15 protein-coding genes are annotated in these 19,391 nt (G+C 73.8%); 9 read left to right on the forward strand and 6 right to left on the reverse strand.

The features are described from left to right. Window positions 1-75 precede the first annotated feature (75 nt). The 3 genes from ACZ7HT_RS33785 to ACZ7HT_RS33795 all read left to right on the forward strand — a co-directional run bounded on the left by ACZ7HT_RS33785 (window position 76) and on the right by ACZ7HT_RS33795 (window position 3,171). Complete coding sequence (locus ACZ7HT_RS33785) at window positions 76-864, forward strand: class II aldolase/adducin family protein (RefSeq protein ID WP_471173091.1); 789 nt, start codon at window positions 76-78, stop codon at window positions 862-864. Window positions 865-1,065: 201 nt separating this feature from the next. Beyond that, complete coding sequence (locus ACZ7HT_RS33790; protein WP_471173093.1) at window positions 1,066-2,298, forward strand: hypothetical protein; 1,233 nt, start codon at window positions 1,066-1,068, stop codon at window positions 2,296-2,298. 411 nt (window positions 2,299-2,709) lie between these two features. Continuing rightward, the gene (locus ACZ7HT_RS33795; RefSeq protein ID WP_471173185.1) at window positions 2,710-3,171 is read left to right on the forward strand and encodes a DoxX family protein; all 462 of its coding nucleotides are present in this window, start codon (window positions 2,710-2,712) and stop codon (window positions 3,169-3,171) included. A 156-nt stretch (window positions 3,172-3,327) separates the two neighbouring features. Here the strand turns inward: ACZ7HT_RS33795 and ACZ7HT_RS33800 are convergent, their stop codons facing one another. Then, complete coding sequence (locus tag ACZ7HT_RS33800) at window positions 3,328-4,668, reverse strand: PspC domain-containing protein (RefSeq protein ID WP_471173095.1); 1,341 nt, start codon at window positions 4,666-4,668, stop codon at window positions 3,328-3,330. Between the two features lie 156 nt (window positions 4,669-4,824). Between ACZ7HT_RS33800 and ACZ7HT_RS33805 the strand changes: the two genes are divergently transcribed. Both ACZ7HT_RS33805 and ACZ7HT_RS33810 read left to right on the forward strand, forming a co-directional pair. Next, window positions 4,825-6,087, forward strand: coding sequence for a PspC domain-containing protein (locus ACZ7HT_RS33805; protein ID WP_352023902.1), 1,263 nt, complete (start codon window positions 4,825-4,827; stop codon window positions 6,085-6,087). Further along, a complete protein-coding gene (locus tag ACZ7HT_RS33810) occupies window positions 6,084-6,800 on the forward strand; it encodes a LuxR C-terminal-related transcriptional regulator (protein ID WP_471173098.1) in 717 nt (238 codons plus the stop codon). The genes ACZ7HT_RS33805 and ACZ7HT_RS33810 overlap by 4 nt, the downstream gene beginning before the upstream one ends. A gap of 155 nt (window positions 6,801-6,955) precedes the next feature. On the opposite strand, the gene ACZ7HT_RS33815 is transcribed toward ACZ7HT_RS33810, so the two are convergent. After that, window positions 6,956-8,086 (reverse strand): C40 family peptidase, encoded by a 1,131-nt coding sequence (locus tag ACZ7HT_RS33815; RefSeq protein ID WP_471173101.1) that lies wholly within the window; start codon window positions 8,084-8,086, stop codon window positions 6,956-6,958. 356 nt (window positions 8,087-8,442) lie between these two features. On the opposite strand from ACZ7HT_RS33815, the gene ACZ7HT_RS33820 reads away from it, so the two are divergent. Together ACZ7HT_RS33820 and pcrA are read left to right on the forward strand one after the other, a co-directional pair. Beyond that, entirely contained in the window at window positions 8,443-8,796 is a 354-nt protein-coding gene (locus ACZ7HT_RS33820) for a hypothetical protein (protein ID WP_471173103.1), read from the forward strand. 80 nt (window positions 8,797-8,876) lie between these two features. Next, window positions 8,877-11,327 (forward strand): DNA helicase PcrA, encoded by a 2,451-nt coding sequence (gene pcrA, locus ACZ7HT_RS33825; RefSeq protein ID WP_471173105.1) that lies wholly within the window; start codon window positions 8,877-8,879, stop codon window positions 11,325-11,327. A 69-nt stretch (window positions 11,328-11,396) separates the two neighbouring features. Here the strand turns inward: pcrA and ACZ7HT_RS33830 are convergent, their stop codons facing one another. Together ACZ7HT_RS33830 and ACZ7HT_RS33835 are read right to left on the reverse strand one after the other, a co-directional pair. Beyond that, on the reverse strand, window positions 11,397-13,031 hold the full coding sequence (locus ACZ7HT_RS33830) for a M23 family metallopeptidase (protein WP_471173107.1): 1,635 nt from the start codon (window positions 13,029-13,031) through the stop codon (window positions 11,397-11,399). Between the two features lie 222 nt (window positions 13,032-13,253). After that, on the reverse strand, window positions 13,254-14,153 hold the full coding sequence (locus ACZ7HT_RS33835) for a lipase family alpha/beta hydrolase (RefSeq protein ID WP_471173109.1): 900 nt from the start codon (window positions 14,151-14,153) through the stop codon (window positions 13,254-13,256). A gap of 300 nt (window positions 14,154-14,453) precedes the next feature. Here ACZ7HT_RS33835 and ACZ7HT_RS33840 point away from each other — a divergent pair, with 300 nt between their 5' ends. Further along, the gene (locus ACZ7HT_RS33840) at window positions 14,454-14,861 is read left to right on the forward strand and encodes a cobalamin B12-binding domain-containing protein (RefSeq protein ID WP_369146031.1); all 408 of its coding nucleotides are present in this window, start codon (window positions 14,454-14,456) and stop codon (window positions 14,859-14,861) included. A 105-nt stretch (window positions 14,862-14,966) separates the two neighbouring features. Here ACZ7HT_RS33840 and ACZ7HT_RS33845 read toward each other — a convergent pair whose 3' ends face one another. Both ACZ7HT_RS33845 and ACZ7HT_RS33850 read right to left on the reverse strand, forming a co-directional pair. Next, the gene (locus tag ACZ7HT_RS33845) at window positions 14,967-16,604 is read right to left on the reverse strand and encodes a DUF5691 domain-containing protein (RefSeq protein WP_471173113.1); all 1,638 of its coding nucleotides are present in this window, start codon (window positions 16,602-16,604) and stop codon (window positions 14,967-14,969) included. 38 nt (window positions 16,605-16,642) lie between these two features. Then, the gene (locus ACZ7HT_RS33850; protein ID WP_471173116.1) at window positions 16,643-17,989 is read right to left on the reverse strand and encodes an SWIM zinc finger family protein; all 1,347 of its coding nucleotides are present in this window, start codon (window positions 17,987-17,989) and stop codon (window positions 16,643-16,645) included. A gap of 128 nt (window positions 17,990-18,117) precedes the next feature. Between ACZ7HT_RS33850 and ACZ7HT_RS33855 the strand changes: the two genes are divergently transcribed. Then, window positions 18,118-19,275, forward strand: a complete 1,158-nt coding sequence (locus ACZ7HT_RS33855) for an ATP-binding protein (RefSeq protein WP_471173119.1) — start codon at window positions 18,118-18,120, stop codon at window positions 19,273-19,275. Window positions 19,276-19,391: the final 116 nt, after the last annotated feature.

Consider the following 19,391-nt stretch of genomic DNA (forward strand, 5'->3'; position numbering starts at 1 on the left):
CCTGGGGGCGCCGGCTTCGTCGTGTTCACGTCGGGAGTCTGGTGACTTGACCGGCCGGGCGTTACCTTCCCGCGCATGAGCGTGATACCGGACCCCGTCCCCGTCGAACGGCTCCACTTCGCCATGCCACCCGTCCACGCGACGGCCGAGGAGGAACGCACCCACCGCAAGCAGCGGCTCGCGGGCGCACTCCGGCTCTTCGGGCGGCTCGGGTACGAGGAGGGCGTCTCCGGCCACATCACCGCCCGCGACCCGGAGTACCCCGACTGCTTCTGGGTGAACCCCTTCGGCGCCCCCTTCGAGGAGCTCACCGCGAGCGACCTCATCCTCGTCAACGGCGACGGTCAGGTCGTCCGCGGCGGCCACCACGTCAACCAGGCCGCCTTCACCGTCCACGCCCAGGTCCACCGCGCCCGCCCCGACGCCGTCGCCGTCGCCCACACCCACTCCGTCCACGGGCGGGCCCTCGCCGCGCTCGGCGAACTCCTCGACCCCCTTACCCAGGAGGCCTGCGCCTTCTACCAGGACCACGCCCTCTACGACGCCTACACCGGCGTCACCGTGGACGCCGAGGAAGGCCGCCGGATCGCCGTCGCCCTCGGCACCTTCAAGGCGATCGTGCTCCGCAACCACGGGCTGCTCACCGTCGGCACCTCCGTGGACGCGGCCGCCTGGTGGTTCATCGCCCTCGAACGCTGCGCCCGGGTCCAGCTGGCCGCGCGCGCCGCCGGCAAACCGGTGCTCATCGACCACCGTGACGCGGTCGCCACCCGGGAGCAGCTCGGCAGCGACCTCGTCGCCTGGATCAACTACCAGCCCCTGTGGCGCAGGATCAGCCGAACGGACCCCGAACTCCTGTCGTAACACCATCGCTTCACCCTTCTGTACGTCAATGAGATGGCGCGGCAATCACTCTCCGGCGGGGCGCACGCGGCAGGCGCGGGAGCCTCCGGTGCGGCACAATTCCGTGAAATCAAGGGCTGGTTGGCCCTGAGCGGCGCGCCGCGACGCATCAGAGCGGGATCGACGCGGGCCGTGAAGTGAGCTCGGGAGTGAGAGAGCACCGTGGCGGTTCAAGAGGCGAGACAGTACGGCGAGCACGCGACGGCCTGTGCCGGCTGCGCGCACTGCGGGCAGACCGGCCATCGGCGCGCCGTCGCCGCCTTCCTGGCCCGGCGCGACGAGCTCGCCGCCGGTCACGGCGTCCCCGCGGCCGTTGCACACTCACCGGTCGCCGCCCGCCAGTGGGTCTCCGACGAGCTCGCCCAGTCCGCCCGAGCGGTGGCCGTGCGCGGCCGGGAAGCCGGGCTCGCCTGGCTCGACCGCGTCCGGCGCGGGGGTCTCGGCGCCGTCTGGGGTGCCGTCCTGGCCCTCCTCCTCGGCCAGGCCCTCAGCGCCATCGACGGCGGCTGGACCGGGGCCCGCACGGCCGGCCTGTGCACCGCCCTGGCCCTCGCCGTCCTGCTCAGCGCCGCCGCCCACGCCCACCGGGCCCGCGGCGGTCTCCTCGCCCCGCTGATCGGCGAGGACAACCGGCTCTCCACCACCCGTGCCGTCTCCGCCGGCTGGCTGCTGTTCCTCGCCTTCACCCTCCTCTCCCTCGCTTTCCAGTCACCGGGCACGACCGCCTTCGCTCTGGCCCGCGGCGCGGGCCTGCTCACCGTCCTCGCCCTCGTCGCCTCCGTCACCGTCACCGCCCGTCTCGTCGTCGCCCTGGGGATCGCGGCCGGCCGCCTCCAGAAGGTGCGCGCCGACCGGCCCCGCGCCGCCGACCTCGTCTGCGACGACAGCGGCCGGGCCGCCCTCGCCGATGTCCAGTACCTCCTCGTCTCCGGTGCCGTCCTCGCCCTGGCCGCCGTCGGTCTGGCGCGCGATCCCGACCGGCTTCCCGAGGTGCCCTGGTCCCTCGTGCTGCTCGTCGGCGTCTCGGCGGCCTGGCACCTCGCCGCGAAGTACACCGAGGGCGTCCGCCCCACGATCCACTCCGTGGTCCGGTCCCGGGAGGCGGGCGACCTCGACGCCCCGATCCGCACGGGCGACGACATCGAGATCCGCGGCTGCGGCTTCGTCCCGCCGGGCGCCGCTGCCCCCGACCCGCTGACCCGCCTGGTCGTCCGCATCGGCCCGGTCCACGCCCACGTGCCGCTGGTCCCGGTCCCCGGCGGCTTCGCCAACCCCACCGACACGTCCCTGACCGTCCCCCTTCCCGCGGACGTGGAGCCGGGCCGGGTGGAGGTCTCGGTCGTCACGGCCGCGGGCGTGGAGACCAACCGGGTCACGATCGACGTCATGGACTGACCCTCCGGCCCCCTTCCCGCGTCCCCGGCCCCGTGTGCGAGGAGAATCGACCCGCGAACAGCCGTACGGGGCGTGGAGAGGTGACCGACGATGACGGGACAGACGGACCAGCCGCACGACAGGGACGACGCCCCGACGGGCCGGGGCGAGACCGGAGCCACCGACGGCCTCGGCGGGACCGGAGGCACCGACGGCCTCGGCGGGACCGGCAAGACCGGCGGCGGGGACGGCACGAGCGCGTCAGGTGGCTCCGGCGCGGTCGACGGACCTGCCGCCGCCGGCGGTCCGGGTGCGGCTGGCGGTCCTGCCGCCGCCGGCGGTCCGGGTACGGCCGGGGGTCCTGGCGCGGTCGGCGGTCCCGGTGCGTCCGGCGGCGACGGGCGGTTTGCCGAGCGGCGGGCGACGTTCGACGTGTGGAGGGCGACCGCCTCCCGTTATGCCCTCCTTCCGCTGCGGATCTTCCTCGGGGTCACGTTCATCTACGCCGGACTCGACAAGCTCACCGACTCCGCCTTCTTCGCCGACACGGGCAGCGGCTCCATCGGCGAGATGATGCGCGGCGTCCGCGACAGCTCCGCGATCCCCGCCCTCGTCGACGTCGCCCTCAACAACCCGACCGGCTTCGGATACGCCATCGCCTTCGGAGAGCTCGCCGTCGGGCTCGGGACCCTCTTCGGTCTCTTCGCCCGACTGGCCGCGCTCGGCGGCGCGCTGATCTCACTGAGCCTCTGGCTGACCGTGAGCTGGCAGGTCCACCCGTACTACCTCGGCAACGACCTGATCTACCTGATGTCCTGGCTCCCGCTGCTGCTGGCCGGGGCCCCGGTGCTCTCGCTGGACCGGCTCCTCGCCGAACGGCGCCGTATTCGATAGGCGACCCAGGTCACGAGGGCGGCGGTGCCCAGGCCGCCGCAGAGGACGGGAATCATCGCGTACCACGGGGTCGTCCAGGCGCCGGCGGCGTCGCCCGCGTAGGCGGCGGCCAGGACGAGGGCCGTCAGGCCGACGAGCAGCCGGCCGGGGCGGAACTCATGAAGCAGCACGGGTGACCTCCACCTGTCCGAGTCCGACCTCGAGCGAGAGGTCCAGGGTGCCCGCCGGGGCGGTCCCGGCCGGCGGGGTGAGCGTCCGGGTCACGTCACGGCCCGGCGCGATGTCGATGTCGCCGGCGGGCGCACCCGGCAGCCGCAGATCGCCCAGGCCCACCTCGGCGTGCAGCTTCACCACCGCGCTCTTCGGCACGATCACCTCGAGCCGCCCCGCGCCGACCCCGACGTGCGTCGCGACGGTCGTGCCGGCCGGGAGCGGGAGCCGGGTCAGGTCGAGCTTTCCGACCCCGCTGCCCAGCTCGTAGTCCGGCTGCACGGCGGCGACCGAAGCGGGCTGCCATGTCTCGCGGACCCACTCCGTGCTGATCCGGTCGGGCAGCGCCGTGGCCAGTGCCAGGAGGCCGGCCGTGACCACGGTCAGGAAGACCGTGCCGAACCCGGTCCGTCCGAGGAAGCTGCTGACGACGAGCCCCAGGCCGAACACCGCGAGCGCGGCCGCGAGACCGGTCTGCAGGCTGGTGCCCAGCGGGTGGGTGTCCCACGTCAGGCCCGTGCCGAGACCGCCCGCTATGAGAGCGAGCAGGAAGACGAGCCCCCCGATGGAGAGCGGGCTCCGGCGGATGGAGGGGGCCGGACGCCCGGGCGCCGAAGGGCCGGGACCCCACTGACTGCCCGGCTTCGGCACCTCGCCGTTCACCCGGCCGTCCTCGTCCAGGATTCCGTGCGGACCCCACATGTAGCCGACGGCGATCCTGCCCGTCGAACCGTCCTTGACGATCGGGTCCTTCCACCAGGAGGGGGACTCGAAGAGCGGCGGAGCCTTGGTCTCGGGCGGCGCCTCGGCGACCGTGAGGCCGGCCGTGGTGTCCGGCCGGCCCTCGGCCTCGCCGCCGACCCGCCGCCGCTGCGACCAGACCGCCGCCCCGGCCACGGCGAGCGACAGGATGAGCGCGAAGCCCAGGACCGTGCCGCTGTGCAGCGTGGACAGGAGGATCCCGCAGCCGATCAGCGCCATGAGCAGGGCGGCCAGCGAGGCCCCGGACACCCGGCCCATGAGCAGTCTGCGGCCCTCGCTCTCGTCCTCTCCCGCGAGCGGGATCAGCAGCCACGCGAAGCCGTAGAAGACGAGGCCCAGGCCGCCCGCCACCGACAGCACGCCGATCACCACCCGGAATATCACCGGGTCGAGGTCGTAGCGCCGTCCGAGACCTCCGCAGACGCCGCCCACGACGTTGCTGCCGCGCGAGCGCCGGAGCGGCGGGGCGGGGTCGGCCTCCGCCGGCGGCGGGGCCTCGTGCTGCGAAGGCATCGAACTCGTCATGCCTCCATGGTGACGGCCGGTGACGTTCCGCGGCACCGGGGCCGACCCTGGCCCGACCCTGATATTCACGGCCCCCCAGCCCCCGAGTGGTTACCAGGGACGATCTCAGGGCCGACCCTGATGTCCCGCGCGGGCCGGACGTGTGACGATCGGTGCATGTCCGCAACCGCTCGTGTCACCGAGACCGACGAACCACCCGTGCGCAGGCTCTACCGGAGCGCCGACGGGCGGTGGCTCGGCGGTGTCGCGCGGGGCCTCGCGGGCCACCTCGGCCTCCCGGTCGTCTGGGTGCGCGCGCTCTTCGTGGTGCTGTCGTTCTCGAACGGCCTGGGCATCGTGCTCTACGCGGTCTTCTGGATCGTCGTCCCGCTCGGCGTCGGCGGAAGGTCCGCCCCGCGCTCCCTCTTCGAGACCACGTCGGACGGCCGCCGCAGACTCCGCAAGCCCGACCGGGGCCAGGTCGTCGCCCTGATCGCGCTCGGCATCGGCCTCGCGGCCCTCGCCGGGAACATCAGCGTCGACAACGAGACCGGACGCTACATATGGCCGCTGATGCTCATCGCGGTCGGCGTCGTCCTCGTCTGGAGACAGGCGGACAACGCCCGCCGGGCCAGCTGGACCGACCCAGGGCGCCACAAGGGTGCGCTCCAGCTGGTCCGCGGCCTCGTGGGCGTCGGCCTCGTCGGCACCGGCCTCGCCGTCTTCGTCGTGGTCCGCGGCTCCGTCGCCCAGCTGGGCACGGCCGTGACCGCCGCCGTCGCGGTCCTCACCGGCATAGCGCTCCTCGCCGGCCCCTGGCTGGTCCGCATGTCGCAGGACCTCAACGAAGAGCGGACCATGCGCATCCGGGCCCAGGAGCGCGCCGAGGTCGCGGCCCACGTCCATGACTCCGTGCTGCACACCCTGACCCTGATCCAGCGCAACGCCGACGATGCCGGCGAGGTGCGCCGCCTCGCCCGCGCCCAGGAGCGCGAGCTGCGGAACTGGCTCTACAAGCCCGAGGGCACCGGCAGGGACGAGGAGCCCGAGACCCTCGCGGAGGCGGTGAAGAGAGCGGCGGCCGAGGTCGAGGACAAGCACGGGGTCCCGCTGGAGGTGGTCGTCGTCGGCGACTGCCCCCTCGACGAGAAGCTGACGGCGCAGATGCAGGCCGCGCGCGAGGCGATGGTGAACGCGGCCAAGTACGGTGGCGAGGGCGGGGCCGTGCAGGTGTACGCCGAGGTGGAGGGCCGTACGGTCTTCGTCTCGGTGCGGGACCGGGGACCGGGCTTCGACCTGGATTCCGTGCCCGAGGACCGGATGGGCGTACGAGAATCGATCATCGGCCGTATGCAGCGCAACGGCGGTACGGCCCGGCTGCGGTCACCGCAGGGCGGGGGCACCGAAGTGGAGCTCGAGATGGAGAGGGCGGACGGATGAGCGACGAGACCGGAGCGGCGACCGGAACCGATGCGGGGGCGCAGGGCACGGAGCGCCGGGTGCGGGTGGTGCTCATCGACGATCACCGGATGTTCCGCACCGGGGTCCAGGCCGAGATCGGCCGGACCGACGTCACCGGCGTCGAGGTGGTCGGCGAGGCCGCCGACGTCGACCAGGCGGTCACGGTCATCACCGCGACCCGCCCCGAGGTCGTCCTCCTCGACGTCCACCTGCCGGGCGGCGGCGGGGTGGAGGTGCTGCGGCGCTGCGCGAGCCTGATGGGCGCGACCGAGGACCCGGTCCGCTTCCTGGCCCTGTCGGTCTCGGACGCGGCCGAGGACGTCATCGGGGTGATCCGGGGCGGTGCCCGCGGCTATGTCACCAAGACGATCACCGGCACGGACCTGGTCGACTCGATCTTCCGGGTCCAGGAGGGCGACGCGGTCTTCTCGCCGCGCCTCGCCGGCTTCGTCCTGGACGCCTTCGCCTCGACGGACGCGCCCCCGGTGGACGAGGACCTGGACCGGCTCACCCAGCGGGAGCGGGAGGTGCTGCGGCTGATCGCCCGGGGATACGCGTACAAGGAGATCGCCAAGCAGCTCTACATCTCGGTGAAGACGGTCGAGTCGCACGTCTCGGCGGTGCTGCGGAAGCTCCAGCTCTCCAACCGGCACGAGCTGACCCGCTGGGCCGCCGCCCGCCGCCTGGTCTGAGCCGCCCCGGCCTGAGTCGCCTGATACGAGTGATCCGAGTCGCCGAGTCGCCGAGTCCGCGCCGCCTCGGCTGAGGCGCCGGGCCGCGGGGTCCGAGGACCTGGCGAAGTCGCCCGGTCCGGCCGGGTCCGAGTCGCCTGAATCCGAGCGGGGTGTCAGCCGACCCGGGTCGCGCCGGCGAAGGGCATCTCGTCGATGGGGGCGATCCGGACCGGTGCGCCCGGGCGGGGGGCGTGGATCATCTGGCCGCCGCCGATGTAGAGCCCGACGTGGCTGATCCCGGAGTAGAAGAAGACGAGGTCGCCGGGGGCGAGCTGGGAGAGGGAGACGCGTCGGCCGGCGTTGATCTGGGTGTACGTGGTGCGGGGCAGGGAGACGCCGGCCGCGCGCCAGGCCGCCTGGGTGAGTCCGGAGCAGTCGTACGCGGAGGGGCCCGTCGCCCCCCACACGTACGGTTTGCCGAGCTGGGCGCGGGCGAAGGAGATGGCGGCGGCGGCCCGGCCGTCGGGGGCGGTCACCGGTTCGCGCTCGCCGCCCGAGGAGCGGTCGGCCCGCGTGGTCGGGGAGCCGCCGGCCGTGCCCGTGCCGCCCGTGCCGTCGGTCCGCGCCGAGGCGTCGGAGCCGGAGCCGTGGCCGGAGCTGTCCCGGGCCGCGGCCGCCTCGTACCGTGCGCGTTCCTCCTCGGTCAGCCGGGCGAGGAGGTTCCTGGCCTCCGCGAGCTTGCCGGCCACGGTGGCCTTCTGGCGGCGGAGCTCCGCCTCCTGCTCGCGCAGCGTGGTCAGCTTGCCGGCCGACTCCCCGCGCAGCTGCCGGATCGCGGCGAGCTCGCGCCGTACGGCCGTGATGGCGGCCGCCTGCCGGTCCCCGGCCTTCTCGGCGAGCGCGGCCCGCTCCAGGTACTGGTCGGGATCGGAGGTGAGGGCGAGCTGGATGGCGGGGTCGAGCCCGCCGGAGCGGTACTGGGCGGCGGCCATGGCCCCGAGTGCGTCGCGGGCGGTGTTGAGGCGCTCGGTCCTGCGGGCGGCCTCGTCGCGCAGCCGGTCGAAGGCGGTGCGCGCCTCGTCGGCCTTCTCCTTCGCCCCGTTGTACCGCTCCGTCGCGACCTCGGCCTCCTCGTAGAGCCGGTCGACCTTCGCCTTGACCTGGGCGGTGGTGGGCCGGGGGTCCGCGTGTCCGGACCCTTCGAAGAGCGTCGCCGTCGCCGCCGAGGCGAGGGCGAGGGTGGCGGCGGTGCGGACCGCGGAGGCGCCGAGGGGGGACTGTTTGGACTTCCGGTGCGCTGCCACGAGGGCGGGTCACATCCTCTTCCCTGAGGGGGACGGTGCCCGCCGGGCCGACGGCGGACCGCACAGGGGAGACGGGCCGCCGCCGGGTTTTCTCGGCGGGGGTGACCGACGGCCGCCGGATCGCCGGCGGTGGTGGGGAGCCGGTCACCTGGTGGAGGACGCTAAACGCGGGGTCACGGCCGGACGGGGAGTTGACCGCTACTGGCGCCAGTTGACGTGTCGGGGACCGATCTCTTTCGCCTGGAGTCCGCCCGGAGTGAGGGGCCGGGGACATTCCGGCGGTCGTCCGACCGAAGCGGCGTGGGGAGTGGACCCGGCCGCAGAGCGGTGCTAGGGCCCCGGTTAGGCTCCGGCCCATGGACGTACTCATCAATGTCTTCGTCGCCCTGCACATCGTCGGTATCGCCTCCCTCCTCGGCGGCTTCCTCACCCAGATGAAGGCGATGGGCGCCGGTACGGCCCGCTTCGTTCCCGCGATGCTGCACGGCGCGTTGACGATGCTGATCACGGGCATCGCGCTCGTCGGCCTCAACCAGGCCGACGACCACACCCTGAACAACCTCAAGATCGGCATCAAGCTGGCGATCCTCGTCGTGATCCTCGGCCTCGTCTACGTCAAGCGGGACGAGGAGAAGGTCGACAAGGCCCTCTTCGGTGCCGTCGGCGGCCTGACCATGGCGAACATCTTCATCGCGACCCTCTGGGTGTGAGCCTTTCCGCAGCCGGAACGCGGGGGAGGGTTCCGAAGGCGGGCCCGGATGTCGGTGCGGCGTCCTAGACTCGTGAGGCGATGAGCAGCCTCTTTGACGACAGCTTCCTGGCCGGCCTCCAGAACCACTCCTCGGAGGAGCCCCCGCCCCACCCCGAGGACGAGGAGCACGGCTCCCCGGCCATGGAGGAGGTCCCGCACGACCTCTTCGGGGAGCACTTCGACGCGCCCCCGCCCACCCGGGAGACGCACTACCGCGACGGCCATCCCCGGCCCGTCGTGGACGCCGCCGCGCTCCTGGAGGGGCTGAACGAGCAGCAGCGCGCCGCCGTCGTCCACACGGACACCCCGCTGCTCATCGTCGCCGGCGCCGGCTCCGGCAAGACCCGGGTCCTCACCCACCGCATCGCCCACCTCCTGGCCACCCGGCACGTCCACCCCGGCCAGATACTGGCGATCACCTTCACGAACAAGGCCGCCGGCGAGATGAAGGAGCGCGTCGAGCAGCTCGTCGGACCGAGGGCCAACGCGATGTGGGTCATGACCTTCCACAGCGCCTGCGTCCGCATCCTGCGCCGCGAGTCGAAGAGGCTGGGCTTCACCTCCTCCTTCTCGATCTACGACGCCGCCGACTCCAAGCGGCTGATGTCGCTGGTCTGCCGGGACCTGGACCTCGACCCGAAGAAGTTCCCGCCGAAGTCGTTCAGCGCCAAGATCTCGAACCTCAAGAACGAGCTGATCGACGAGGAGACCTTCGCCGACCGGGCCGCCGACGGCTTCGAGAAGACGCTCGCCGAGGCGTACCGGATGTACCAGGCGCGGCTGCGCGAGGCCAACGCCCTGGACTTCGACGACATCATCATGACGACGGTCCACCTGCTCCAGGCGTTCCCCGACGTCGCCGAGCACTACCGCCGCCGCTTCCGCCACGTCCTCGTCGACGAGTACCAGGACACCAACCACGCCCAGTACACCCTCGTGCGCGAGCTCGTCGGCACCGGCTACGAGGACCTCGGCCCGGCCGAGCTGTGCGTCGTCGGCGACGCCGACCAGTCGATCTACGCCTTCCGCGGCGCGACCATCCGCAACATCCTCCAGTTCGAGGAGGACTACCCGGACGCGACGACGATCCTCCTGGAGCAGAACTACCGCTCCACCCAGACGATCCTCTCCGCCGCCAACGCCGTCATCGAGCGCAACGAGTCCCGCCGCCCCAAGAACCTGTGGACGAACGCGGGCGCGGGATCGCAGATCACCGGCTACGTCGCCGACACCGAGCACGACGAGGCCCAGTTCGTCGCCGACGAGATCGACCGGCTCACCGACGCGGGCGAGGCCAAGGCCGGGGACGTCGCCGTCTTCTACCGGACCAACGCCCAGTCCCGTGTCTTCGAAGAGATCTTCATCCGCGTCGGGCTGCCCTACAAGGTCGTCGGCGGCGTGCGCTTCTACGAGCGCAAGGAGGTCCGGGACGTCCTCGCGTACCTCCGCGTCCTCGCCAACCCCGAGGACAACGTCCCGCTGCGCCGCATCCTCAACGTCCCCAAGCGGGGCATCGGCGAGCGTGCCGAGGCGATGATCGACGCCCTGTCCCTGCGCGAGAAGATCACCTTCCCGCAGGCACTCAAGCGGGTCGACGAGGCGTACGGCATGGCAGCGCGCTCGGCGAACGCCGTGAAGCGGTTCAACGCGCTCATGGACGAGCTGCGCACGGTCGTCGAGTCCGGCGCGGGCCCGGCCGTCGTCCTGGAGGCGGTCCTGGAGCGGACGGGCTACCTGGCCGAGCTCCAGGCCTCGACCGACCCGCAGGACGAGACCCGCATCGAGAACCTCCAGGAACTCGCGGCCGTCGCCCTGGAGTTCGAGCAGGAGCGCGGCGAGGAGCCCGCGACCCTCGCCGAGTTCCTGGAGAAGGTCGCCCTCGTCGCCGACTCCGACCAGATCCCCGACGAGGACGAGGAGGGCCGGGGCGTCATCACGCTGATGACGCTGCACACCGCCAAGGGCCTCGAATTCCCGGTGGTGTTCCTGACCGGCATGGAGGACGGCGTCTTCCCGCACATGCGCGCCCTCGGGCAGACGAAGGAGCTGGAGGAGGAGCGGCGCCTCGCGTACGTCGGCATCACGCGCGCGCGTGAGCGGCTCTACCTCACGCGCTCGTCGATGCGCAGCGCCTGGGGCCAGCCCTCGTACAACCCGGCCTCGCGCTTCCTGGAGGAGATCCCGCCCGCGTACCTGGAGTGGAAGCGGACCGGTCCGATCGCCAAGCCCGCCGGGCCGACCTCGGAAATCACCTCCTCGCTGTCCTCCTCCCGCGCGCGCTCCGGCCCCTCGGGCTTCGCCACCCGGCGCGCCGGCGAGAAGCCGGTCATCTCCCTCCAGGTCGGCGACCGTGTCACGCACGACCAGTTCGGCCTCGGCACGGTCATGACGGTGACGGGTTCGGGTTCGGACGCCCAGGCGACGATCGACTTCGGCGACGACAAGCCGAAGCGGCTGCTGCTGCGGTACGCGCCGGTCGAGAAGCTGTAGCGGGGCGGTACGGGAAAGGGCCCCGGCAGCAGATGCCGGGGCCCCTTCTCGTACGTGTACGGGGAAGGCTCAGCTGGTCGGGTCGAGGCCGTGGCTGCGCAGCCACGGCAGCGGGTCGATCGCGGAGCCGCCGCCCGGCCGGACCTCGAAGTGGAGGTGCGGGCCGGTGGAGTTGCCGGAGTTGCCCGAGTAGGCGATGACGTCGCCGGCCTTGACGTAACCCGAGCGGATCTTGGTGCTGCTCAGGTGGCAGTACCAGGTCTCGGTGCCGTCGGGGGCGGTCACGATCGCCATGTTGCCGTAGGCGCTGTTCCACTGCGTGCGGACGGTGCCGTCGGTCGCGGCGCTGACCGGGGTGCCGTACCACACGGGGAAGTCGATGCCCGTGTGCACCGACATCCAGTTGACGCCCGCCTGGCCGAAGCGCGCGCTGAGTTGGTGGAGCGCCACCGGCAGCACGAACTTGGGGCGCAGCGCCTCCTTGCGGGCCGCCTCGTCCTCGCGCTTCTTCTTGTCGGCCGCCTGGCGGGCCCGGAGGTCGATGCGCTCCTGGGTGCGGCTGGCGCGGTCGCCGAAGTCGCGGGCGTCGGCGCTGAGCGCGTCGAGCTGGGTGTCGAGCGCGCTGTTGGCCGCGACCTGCTTCACCGAGGCGGGGTCGGCGGCGGCGAGCGCGGTCGTGTCGTTCTTCTGTCCGCCGCTCGTGGTGGCGCCGGTGAGGCCGCCGACGGAGGCGGCGGCGATGCCGGCGACTCCCATGACGCAGGCGGAGGGGACGGCGACGGTCAGCAGCGCGGAGCGCTTGGCGGGGGTACGGCGGCGGCCGCGGTTGCCGCCGGAGTTGCGGCGCACGGGGCGGCCGGCGACGGGCGCATCCGTACGGATCTCGACGGCGGGTCCGTCGGCCGGCTCGTCGTGGTCGTACGGGTCGTGGTCGTAGCCGTCGTCGTACGCGTCGTGGTCGTAACCGTCGTCGTACGTGCCGTCGTACGTGTCGTCCTCGGCCTCGGCGAGGGCCTCCGGGGCTCCGGCGTCGTCCGGGGCGTAGGTCTCGACGTCCTCGCCGGAGGCGTGGCCCTCGTGTCCCTCGGGGACGTACTCGAAGGCGAACTCGGCGGTGTGCTCCGCGTGCGGGGTGTACTGCTGGGGGACGACCGGCTCGGGCTCCGGGGTCGCGTGGTTCCACGCGGTCGCGTCGAAGGCGCCGGTCTCGGTCGCGAAGGCGGGGGCGGCCCACTGGCCGGTGGTGTCGTAGGCCTCGTAGCCGTACGTGCCCTGGGCGGCGTAGGCGCCGGCGTGGACGTTCTCGTACTGGCCGGTGTGCTGGGCCTCGGTCCAGGCGGTGGCGTCCCACTGCCCGGTGGTGTCGTACTGCGTCGCGGTGGTCGCGTAGGCGCCGGTGGCCTCGTAGGAGGCGGCGGCGTTCCACTGGCCCGTGGTGTCCCACTGGCCGGTCGTGTCGTACTGCCCGGTGGTGTCGTACTGGCCGGTCGTGTCGTACTGCCCGGTGGTGTCGTACTGCCCGGTGGTGTCGTACTGCCCCGTCGTCGCGTACGTGCCGGTGGCGGCGTACTGACCGAGGTCCCACTGGCCGCTGTGGTCGGCCTGACCGCCGGGGTAGGCGCCGAACAGCGGGTCGATGGCGAAGCTGCCGGTGGTGTGGGCGCCGTTTCCGACGTACCCGGCGTGGGGGTGCTGGTCGTTCACCAACGTCTCTCTCGCCTCGGCAGCAGGACCAGTCCGGGGCGGGCCCGTGAGGGGTGTCCCGGGGGTAAGCAGTGGCGCGACTGTACCCGGCGGTACGCGCGGCGGACAATCTTCGGAGGGGTTTGGGCCCACAGGAAACGGGCAATCGGCCGCGTTTTGCCAGGTCGGGTGGAGAGCTTTGGCCTTGTGTTCGATGAACGTTCGAAGAGCGGTGTCGCGCGGTCAGGCGACGGAGGTGGCGCCCGGCCCTTCCTCCCGCGCCCCGGAGACGGCCGGACCGCCCGCGTCGAGGGCCTCACGGACCCCGGCGGCCACCGTCGGATGCACGGGCAGCGCGAGATGGCCGATCCCGCTCACCCGCACGTTGTGCACGAGCAGGTCGGGATGGTCGAGACGGGCGGTCTCCACCGGCACCATCACCTGGTCCAGATCGCTCCAGAAGCTCACGAACCGGGTCCGGCAGCCCGGGGTGGGCCCGGCGAGCTCCCGCAGGACCTCCGAACCGGGCCGCATCTGCCGCACCAGCGGATGCGCGTCGGCGAGCGGGGCCACCCTGGTGCCCGCGTGCGGGGTACCGAGCATGACCAGGGTACGCACCCGGGTGTCGCCGCCCAGTCGCTGCACGTAATAACGGGCGATGAGCCCGCCCAGGCTGTGCCCGACGATGTCGACCTCCTCGTGTCCCGTACGGGTGCGGATCTCGTCCACCCGGCGGCCGAGCAGCTCGGCGGCGGCCCGCAGGTCACAGGTGAGCGGGGAGTAGTTGAGCGACTCGACGCAGTCACGGCCGTTCCGCAGGAGGGAGCGGCGCAGCAGGACGAAGACCGAACGGTTGTCGACGAAGCCGTGCAGGAGGACGACCGGGCGGCTGCCCTGGGCGAGGGGCGTGGGCGGCGCGGTGGCGGTGTTCGCCGCGGTCTCGGCGGGCGTCTTGGCGGGCGCCGTCGTGGGCGCCGTCGTGGGCGCCGTCGTGGGCGTCGTGGTGGGCGCCGTCGTGGGCGTCGTGGTGGGGGAGAGCCGTTCGGCGACGATCCCGGACGGGTAGAGGACGAGATGGCCGGTGAGGATCGCGAGTTCCAGCGCGGTGGCCTTCATCAGGGCGGTGACTCTGCCGAGCTCCATGGCCGGCCTCCCGTACGGCACGCGGGGCCGAGCGGTACGCCGGTCCGCCGCACCCCGCGCCGCACGGACGGCGGCGCGGGGCGCGGCGGACCTCGTCGCGGCTCCCTTCGCGACCGGCCCCGCTTGCGGCTGGTGGGCCCAGGAGGAGGGCCCGAAAGCGGGGACGACGCAGAGCGAACATGTCCCACGTGTGATTTCCCCCTCGGTCGCCACCGCGAAACGGCCCCGTGCGGGATGCTGGGGATAACGTTCGTTCACCTCCCCGGCAAAGAGGCGCGGGGGTCGCATGTGGAGGCAGTGATGGGTGTGAGCGGTCCGATCCGCGTGGTCGTCGCCAAGCCGGGTCTCGACGGCCACGATCGCGGGGCCAAGGTCATCGCGAGGGCGCTCCGCGACGCGGGCATGGAGGTCATCTACACCGGGCTCCACCAGACGCCCGAGCAGATCGTCGACACCGCGATCCAGGAGGACGCCGACGCCATCGGCCTCTCGATCCTCTCCGGGGCGCACAACACGCTCTTCGTGAAGGTCCTGGAGCTCCTCAAGGACCGCGACGCGGAGGACATCAAGGTCTTCGGCGGCGGCATCATCCCCGACGCGGACATCCCGCCGCTGAAGGAGAAGGGCGTGGCGGAGATCTTCACGCCGGGCGCGACGACCACGTCCATCGTCGACTGGGTGAACGCGAACGTCCGCGTCGCCGCGTAACCGCTGCGCGCTGCTTCGCCCACCGACAGGGCCCTTCCGCACGGGAGGGCCCTGTCGCCTTCCCAGGAGCCGCAGGAGCCGCAGGGGCGCCGGGCGGCCCGTACGTCACGGTATGAGTTCCGCGTGCATCGTCGCGCGGAGGCGGAGGGTGGAGACCAGGCGCTGGAAGGCTTCCGCCCAGTAGTCGCCCGCGCCGGGGGAGCCGTCCTCCGCCTCGTCCGGGCGGGCCGTCAGGGAATCCAGCTGCCGCGCCGCCTCCGGGGCGAGGCAGCGCTCCGCCAGGCCCATCACCCCGCTGAAGCTCCACGGATAACTGCCCGCCTCCCGCGCGATGTCGAGGGCGTCGATCACGGCCGCGCCCAGCGGCTCCGCCCACGGCACGGCGCAGACCCCGAGCAGCTGGAACGCCTCCGACAGGCCGTGCGCCGCGACGAACGAGGCGACCCAGCGCGCCCGTTCCTCCACGGGCAGCGTCGACAGGAGCTGGGCGCGCTCCGCCAGGGACGAGGTGCCGGGGCCCGTCGCGGGCGGGACCGCGGGGGAGCCGAGCAGCGCCCGCGACCACGCCGGGTCCCGCTGCCGCACGGCGGCCCGGCACCAGGCCGCGTGCAGCTCGCCCTGCCAGTCGTCGGCGACCGGCAGCGCCACGATCTCCTCCGGGCCGCGCCCCCCGAACCTGGCCGCCCAGGAAGGCAGCGGCGCCGCCTCGACGAGCTGGCCCAGCCACCAGGAACGCTCGCCCCGGCCCGCCGGCGGCGTCGCCACCAGGCCGTCCCGCTGCATCGCCGCGTCGCACTCGTGCGGGGCCTCGACGGCGATGGTCGGTACCGGGGCCGTCCGGTCCAGGCCGACGCAGGTCGCGGCCCGGCCCGCCATCCGGCCCGCGAGGGCGGAGGCCGGAAGGGCGGACAGCAGCTCGGCGGCGGTGGCCCGGACGTTGCGGCTGCGGTCGCCGAGGGCCTCCTCCAGGAACTCCTCGTCGGCGTCGGACAGTCCGGTACGCAGCGAGTCCAGGAACATCAGCCGGTCCTCCGCCCGCTCGGCGGACCAGGTCGACGCAAGCAGCGCGCGCCCCGCGGCCGGATCCTCGGTCCGTACGGCGGTCAGCAGGGCGACCCGCTCCGCGAACAGGCCCTCGTCCCACAGCGCGCGCACCCCCTCCGGGTCCCGCGCGGACGGGAGCCGGCCGCCCGCGCCCGTGCCCCGGAGGGCGAACCGCCACTCGGGGTTGAGCCGGGCCAGCCACAGTCCGCGCGGACCGGCCAGACGCAGCGCCTGGGGCCGCAGATCGGTGCGGGCCCTGGCCGCGTCGAGCAGCGCCGGCAGGGCGGCGGGCGGCGCCTTGTAGCCGTGGCGGTTGGCGAGGGCCAGCCACTGGGGGAGCAGCTCGGCCAGGTCGGGGGCGGCCCCGCGCCGCCCGGCGGGCGAGGGCGCGGCCCGCCCGGCGAGCAGCTGGTCGAGCCGCAGCCGGGCCGCCTCGGGCAGCGGTGCGCGGGGGTCCTCCGGCGCGGGCTCCGGCAGGGGCGCGGCGGGCCCGGGCCGCAGCCCCGCCCTGCGCCGTACGGTGTGCACCGCGGCGGCGTCGAGCAGCGCACCCGGCAGGTCCCTGGGCGTCGTGGTGGCCGCGAGCCCGGCGGGCGGCCGCCGGTCCGTGCCCAGCATCGCCGAGCTGACGAGTTCCTCCCACGACTCCCCGGCGCGGGCGGAGCCGGTGGTCGCGGTGGGCGCGGTGGTCGTGTCCATCGGGCTCCTCCGGTGGGTCGGTGCGCGGTGGCCGGGCGTCATATGAGGGGGACCGTCTCGCCGGGCGTCTCCGGGGACCAGGCGGCGAGCGGGGTGAACCCCCGGTGTCCGACCTCGCCGAAGACGGTCACCGGGGCGCCGCCGGACAGGGCGACCAGGCGCCAGAGACCGGGCCGGGACTGGGCGGCGGGCGTCAGGGGCAGCGCCTCGCGGCCGTCGGCGTCGGCGAGCTGCCAGCCGTACTCCGCGGGCGCCGGCACCACCCCGGTCAGCGTCACGGGCCACGAGTCCAGCCACGGGTCCTCGCCCAGCGCGCGGCCGTACGCGTCGAGCGCCGCGCCGACCGGGCCGCCCGCCGGCGGCGCGACGGGGCCCGCGACCGGGACGAACCGCTCGCCCGGCTCCGCCCGTACCTGCCCCGAGCCGGTGTGCGGGGTCAGCTCGCCGTCGAGCAGCGCGCCGACGGGGAGCGCGAGTTGGGGCGCTCTGCCCGCCGCACCGAAGGAGAGCAGGAGCGCGGTGCGCCCGGTCGTCGTGCCGTGCAGCCAGATCCGGCGGGTCGTCAGCCGGGCGTCGGCCGCGTCGTACTGGGCGAGGACCAGCCAGTGGTCCCGCACCGGGACGCCGTCGGCCGGGGCGGTGAGGCCCACCCGGGTCCGTACCGTCGCCGCGAACGGGGCGGGCAGCCGGTCCGCCGCCAGCCATGCCCGGTCGAGGAGGTGGGCCAGCGCGCACTCCTCCAGGAGCCGCACCGGCCAGCCAGGACCCGAACCCGGTATCGCCCCCAGCTCCCTGACCCGCCCGGCCAGCCCCGGCGCCTGGGCGTCGACCATGCGGGCCGCCGTCTCCTCCCACAGCCCGTACCCCGCCTGCCCGGCCGCCGCCAGGCCACCGCGCAGCAGATCGGCGAGCCGCTCCTCCAACTCCTGGGCGCCCGCGGTGATCCGGGCCGCCCTCCGCTCGGCCCTGCGCCGCGCCGCCTCGGGGTCCGCAGTCGCCCCCGGGGCCGCCTCCCCGGCCCGCCCGCCGGCGCTCCCGGCCCGCCCGCGCCGCGCGGTGAGCCACCGCGCGGCCCAGTCCGGTGCGACGGAGTCCCCGGCGGCGATCCCGTCCGCCGCGCGGAGCAGCAGCAGGCCGAGCGCGTGCTTGCAGGGGGACTTCCGGCTGGGGCAATCGCAGGAGTACGCGGGCCCTCTGGTGTCGACGACCGTCCCGTACGGCACGCTCCCGCTGCCCTTGCGCAGCCCCCAGACGGCGCCGTCGCCGCACCCCGTCTCCGACCAGGGCCCGGCCGCGCCGAGCTCGACCCCCGCTCCGCGCGACGCTTCGTCAGGAGCGAGTACCAGCACCTGTTCCACCGTCCAGTGCTCCCCCATGGCATTCATGTCCTCGACGGTAGAGGGCGCCACTGACAACGCCCCTGACCAGCGGTGACACCCCGTCAGCGGTCGATTGTCAGTGGCATGGTGCACGGTGGATCGCACAGCAGGTCGAACGATCTGGAGGGGGATCCATGCCCGTGCCCGAAACCATCGCCACGCCCGGTTCCGGTGTCGAGACGGACACCGGACCGGGACAACCGCAGGCCGCCGCCGAAGCCCTGCGGCCGCACGCCGAGCACGCCTTCGCCCGCGAACTCGCGGCCCTCGCCGCCGCCGACGACCGCCCCAGGCCCGCCCGCTGGCGCCTCTCGCCCTGGGCCGTCGCCACCTACCTCCTCGGCGGCACGCTCCCCGACGGGACCGTCATCACGCCCAAGTACGTCGGACCGCGCCGCATCGTGGAAGTCGCCGTCACCACGCTCGCCACCGACCGGGCGCTGCTCCTGCTCGGCGTCCCCGGCACCGCCAAGACCTGGGTCTCCGAGCACCTCGCCGCCGCCGTCAGCGGCGACTCCACCCTCCTCGTCCAGGGCACCGCCGGCACACCAGAGGAGGCCATCCGGTACGGCTGGAACTACGCGCGGCTCCTCGCCCACGGGCCCAGCCGGGACGCCCTCGTCCCCAGCCCCGTCATGCGCGCGATGACCCGGGGCATGACCGCCCGCGTCGAGGAACTCACCCGCATCCCCGCCGACGTGCAGGACACGCTCATCACGATCCTGTCCGAGAAGACCCTGCCCGTCCCCGAGCTGGGCCAGGAGGTGCAGGCCGTCCCCGGCTTCAACCTGATCGCCACCGCCAACGACCGGGACCGGGGCGTCAACGAGCTCTCCAGCGCACTGCGCCGCCGCTTCAACACCGTCGTGCTCCCGCTGCCCGCGACCCCCGAGGCCGAGGTCGACATCGTCTCCCGCCGGGTCGAGCAGCTCGGACGCTCCCTCGAACTGGCCTCCCTGCCCGACGGCGTCGACGAGATCCGCCGGGTCGTCACCGTCTTCCGCGAGCTGCGGGACGGGGTCACCACCGACGGCCGGACGAGGGTCAAGTCCCCCTCGGGGACGCTCTCCACGGCCGAGGCGATCTCCGTCGTCACGGGCGGCCTCGCCCTCGCCGCCCACTTCGGCGACGGCGTCCTGCGCCCCGCCGACATCGCCGCCGGCATCCTCGGCGCGGTCGTCCGCGACCCGGCGGCCGACCGGGTCGTCTGGCAGGAGTACCTGGAGACGGTCGTGAGGGAGAGAGACGGCTGGAAGGACTTCTACCGCGCCTGCCGCGAGGTGAGCGCATGACGGCCCCGGCGACGACCCGGAACGTGGACCGGGTGTCCGACGCGGAGCGGGCGCTGGACGCGGACGGGGTGTCGGGCGCGGACCGGGCTGTGCCTGCGGCGCCTGACGTGCCCAGG

This window comes from Streptomyces sp. NPDC037410 (assembly GCF_055602235.1).

Excerpts from the sequence above, each read along its gene's own strand:
- ACZ7HT_RS33785 (WP_471173091.1), top strand. The coding sequence starts at position 76 with ATGAGCGTGATACCGGACCCCGTCCCCGTCGAACGGCTCCACTTCGCC.
- ACZ7HT_RS33800 (WP_471173095.1), bottom strand. The coding sequence starts at position 4,668 with ATGACGAGTTCGATGCCTTCGCAGCACGAGGCCCCGCCGCCGGCGGAG.
- ACZ7HT_RS33805 (WP_352023902.1), top strand. The coding sequence starts at position 4,825 with ATGTCCGCAACCGCTCGTGTCACCGAGACCGACGAACCACCCGTGCGC.
- ACZ7HT_RS33810 (WP_471173098.1), top strand. The coding sequence starts at position 6,084 with ATGAGCGACGAGACCGGAGCGGCGACCGGAACCGATGCGGGGGCGCAG.
- ACZ7HT_RS33820 (WP_471173103.1), top strand. The coding sequence starts at position 8,443 with ATGGACGTACTCATCAATGTCTTCGTCGCCCTGCACATCGTCGGTATC.
- pcrA (WP_471173105.1), top strand. The coding sequence starts at position 8,877 with ATGAGCAGCCTCTTTGACGACAGCTTCCTGGCCGGCCTCCAGAACCAC.
- ACZ7HT_RS33835 (WP_471173109.1), bottom strand. The coding sequence starts at position 14,153 with ATGGAGCTCGGCAGAGTCACCGCCCTGATGAAGGCCACCGCGCTGGAA.
- ACZ7HT_RS33840 (WP_369146031.1), top strand. The coding sequence starts at position 14,454 with ATGGGTGTGAGCGGTCCGATCCGCGTGGTCGTCGCCAAGCCGGGTCTC.
- ACZ7HT_RS33845 (WP_471173113.1), bottom strand. The coding sequence starts at position 16,604 with ATGGACACGACCACCGCGCCCACCGCGACCACCGGCTCCGCCCGCGCC.
- ACZ7HT_RS33850 (WP_471173116.1), bottom strand. The coding sequence starts at position 17,989 with ATGAATGCCATGGGGGAGCACTGGACGGTGGAACAGGTGCTGGTACTC.
- ACZ7HT_RS33855 (WP_471173119.1), top strand. The coding sequence starts at position 18,118 with ATGCCCGTGCCCGAAACCATCGCCACGCCCGGTTCCGGTGTCGAGACG.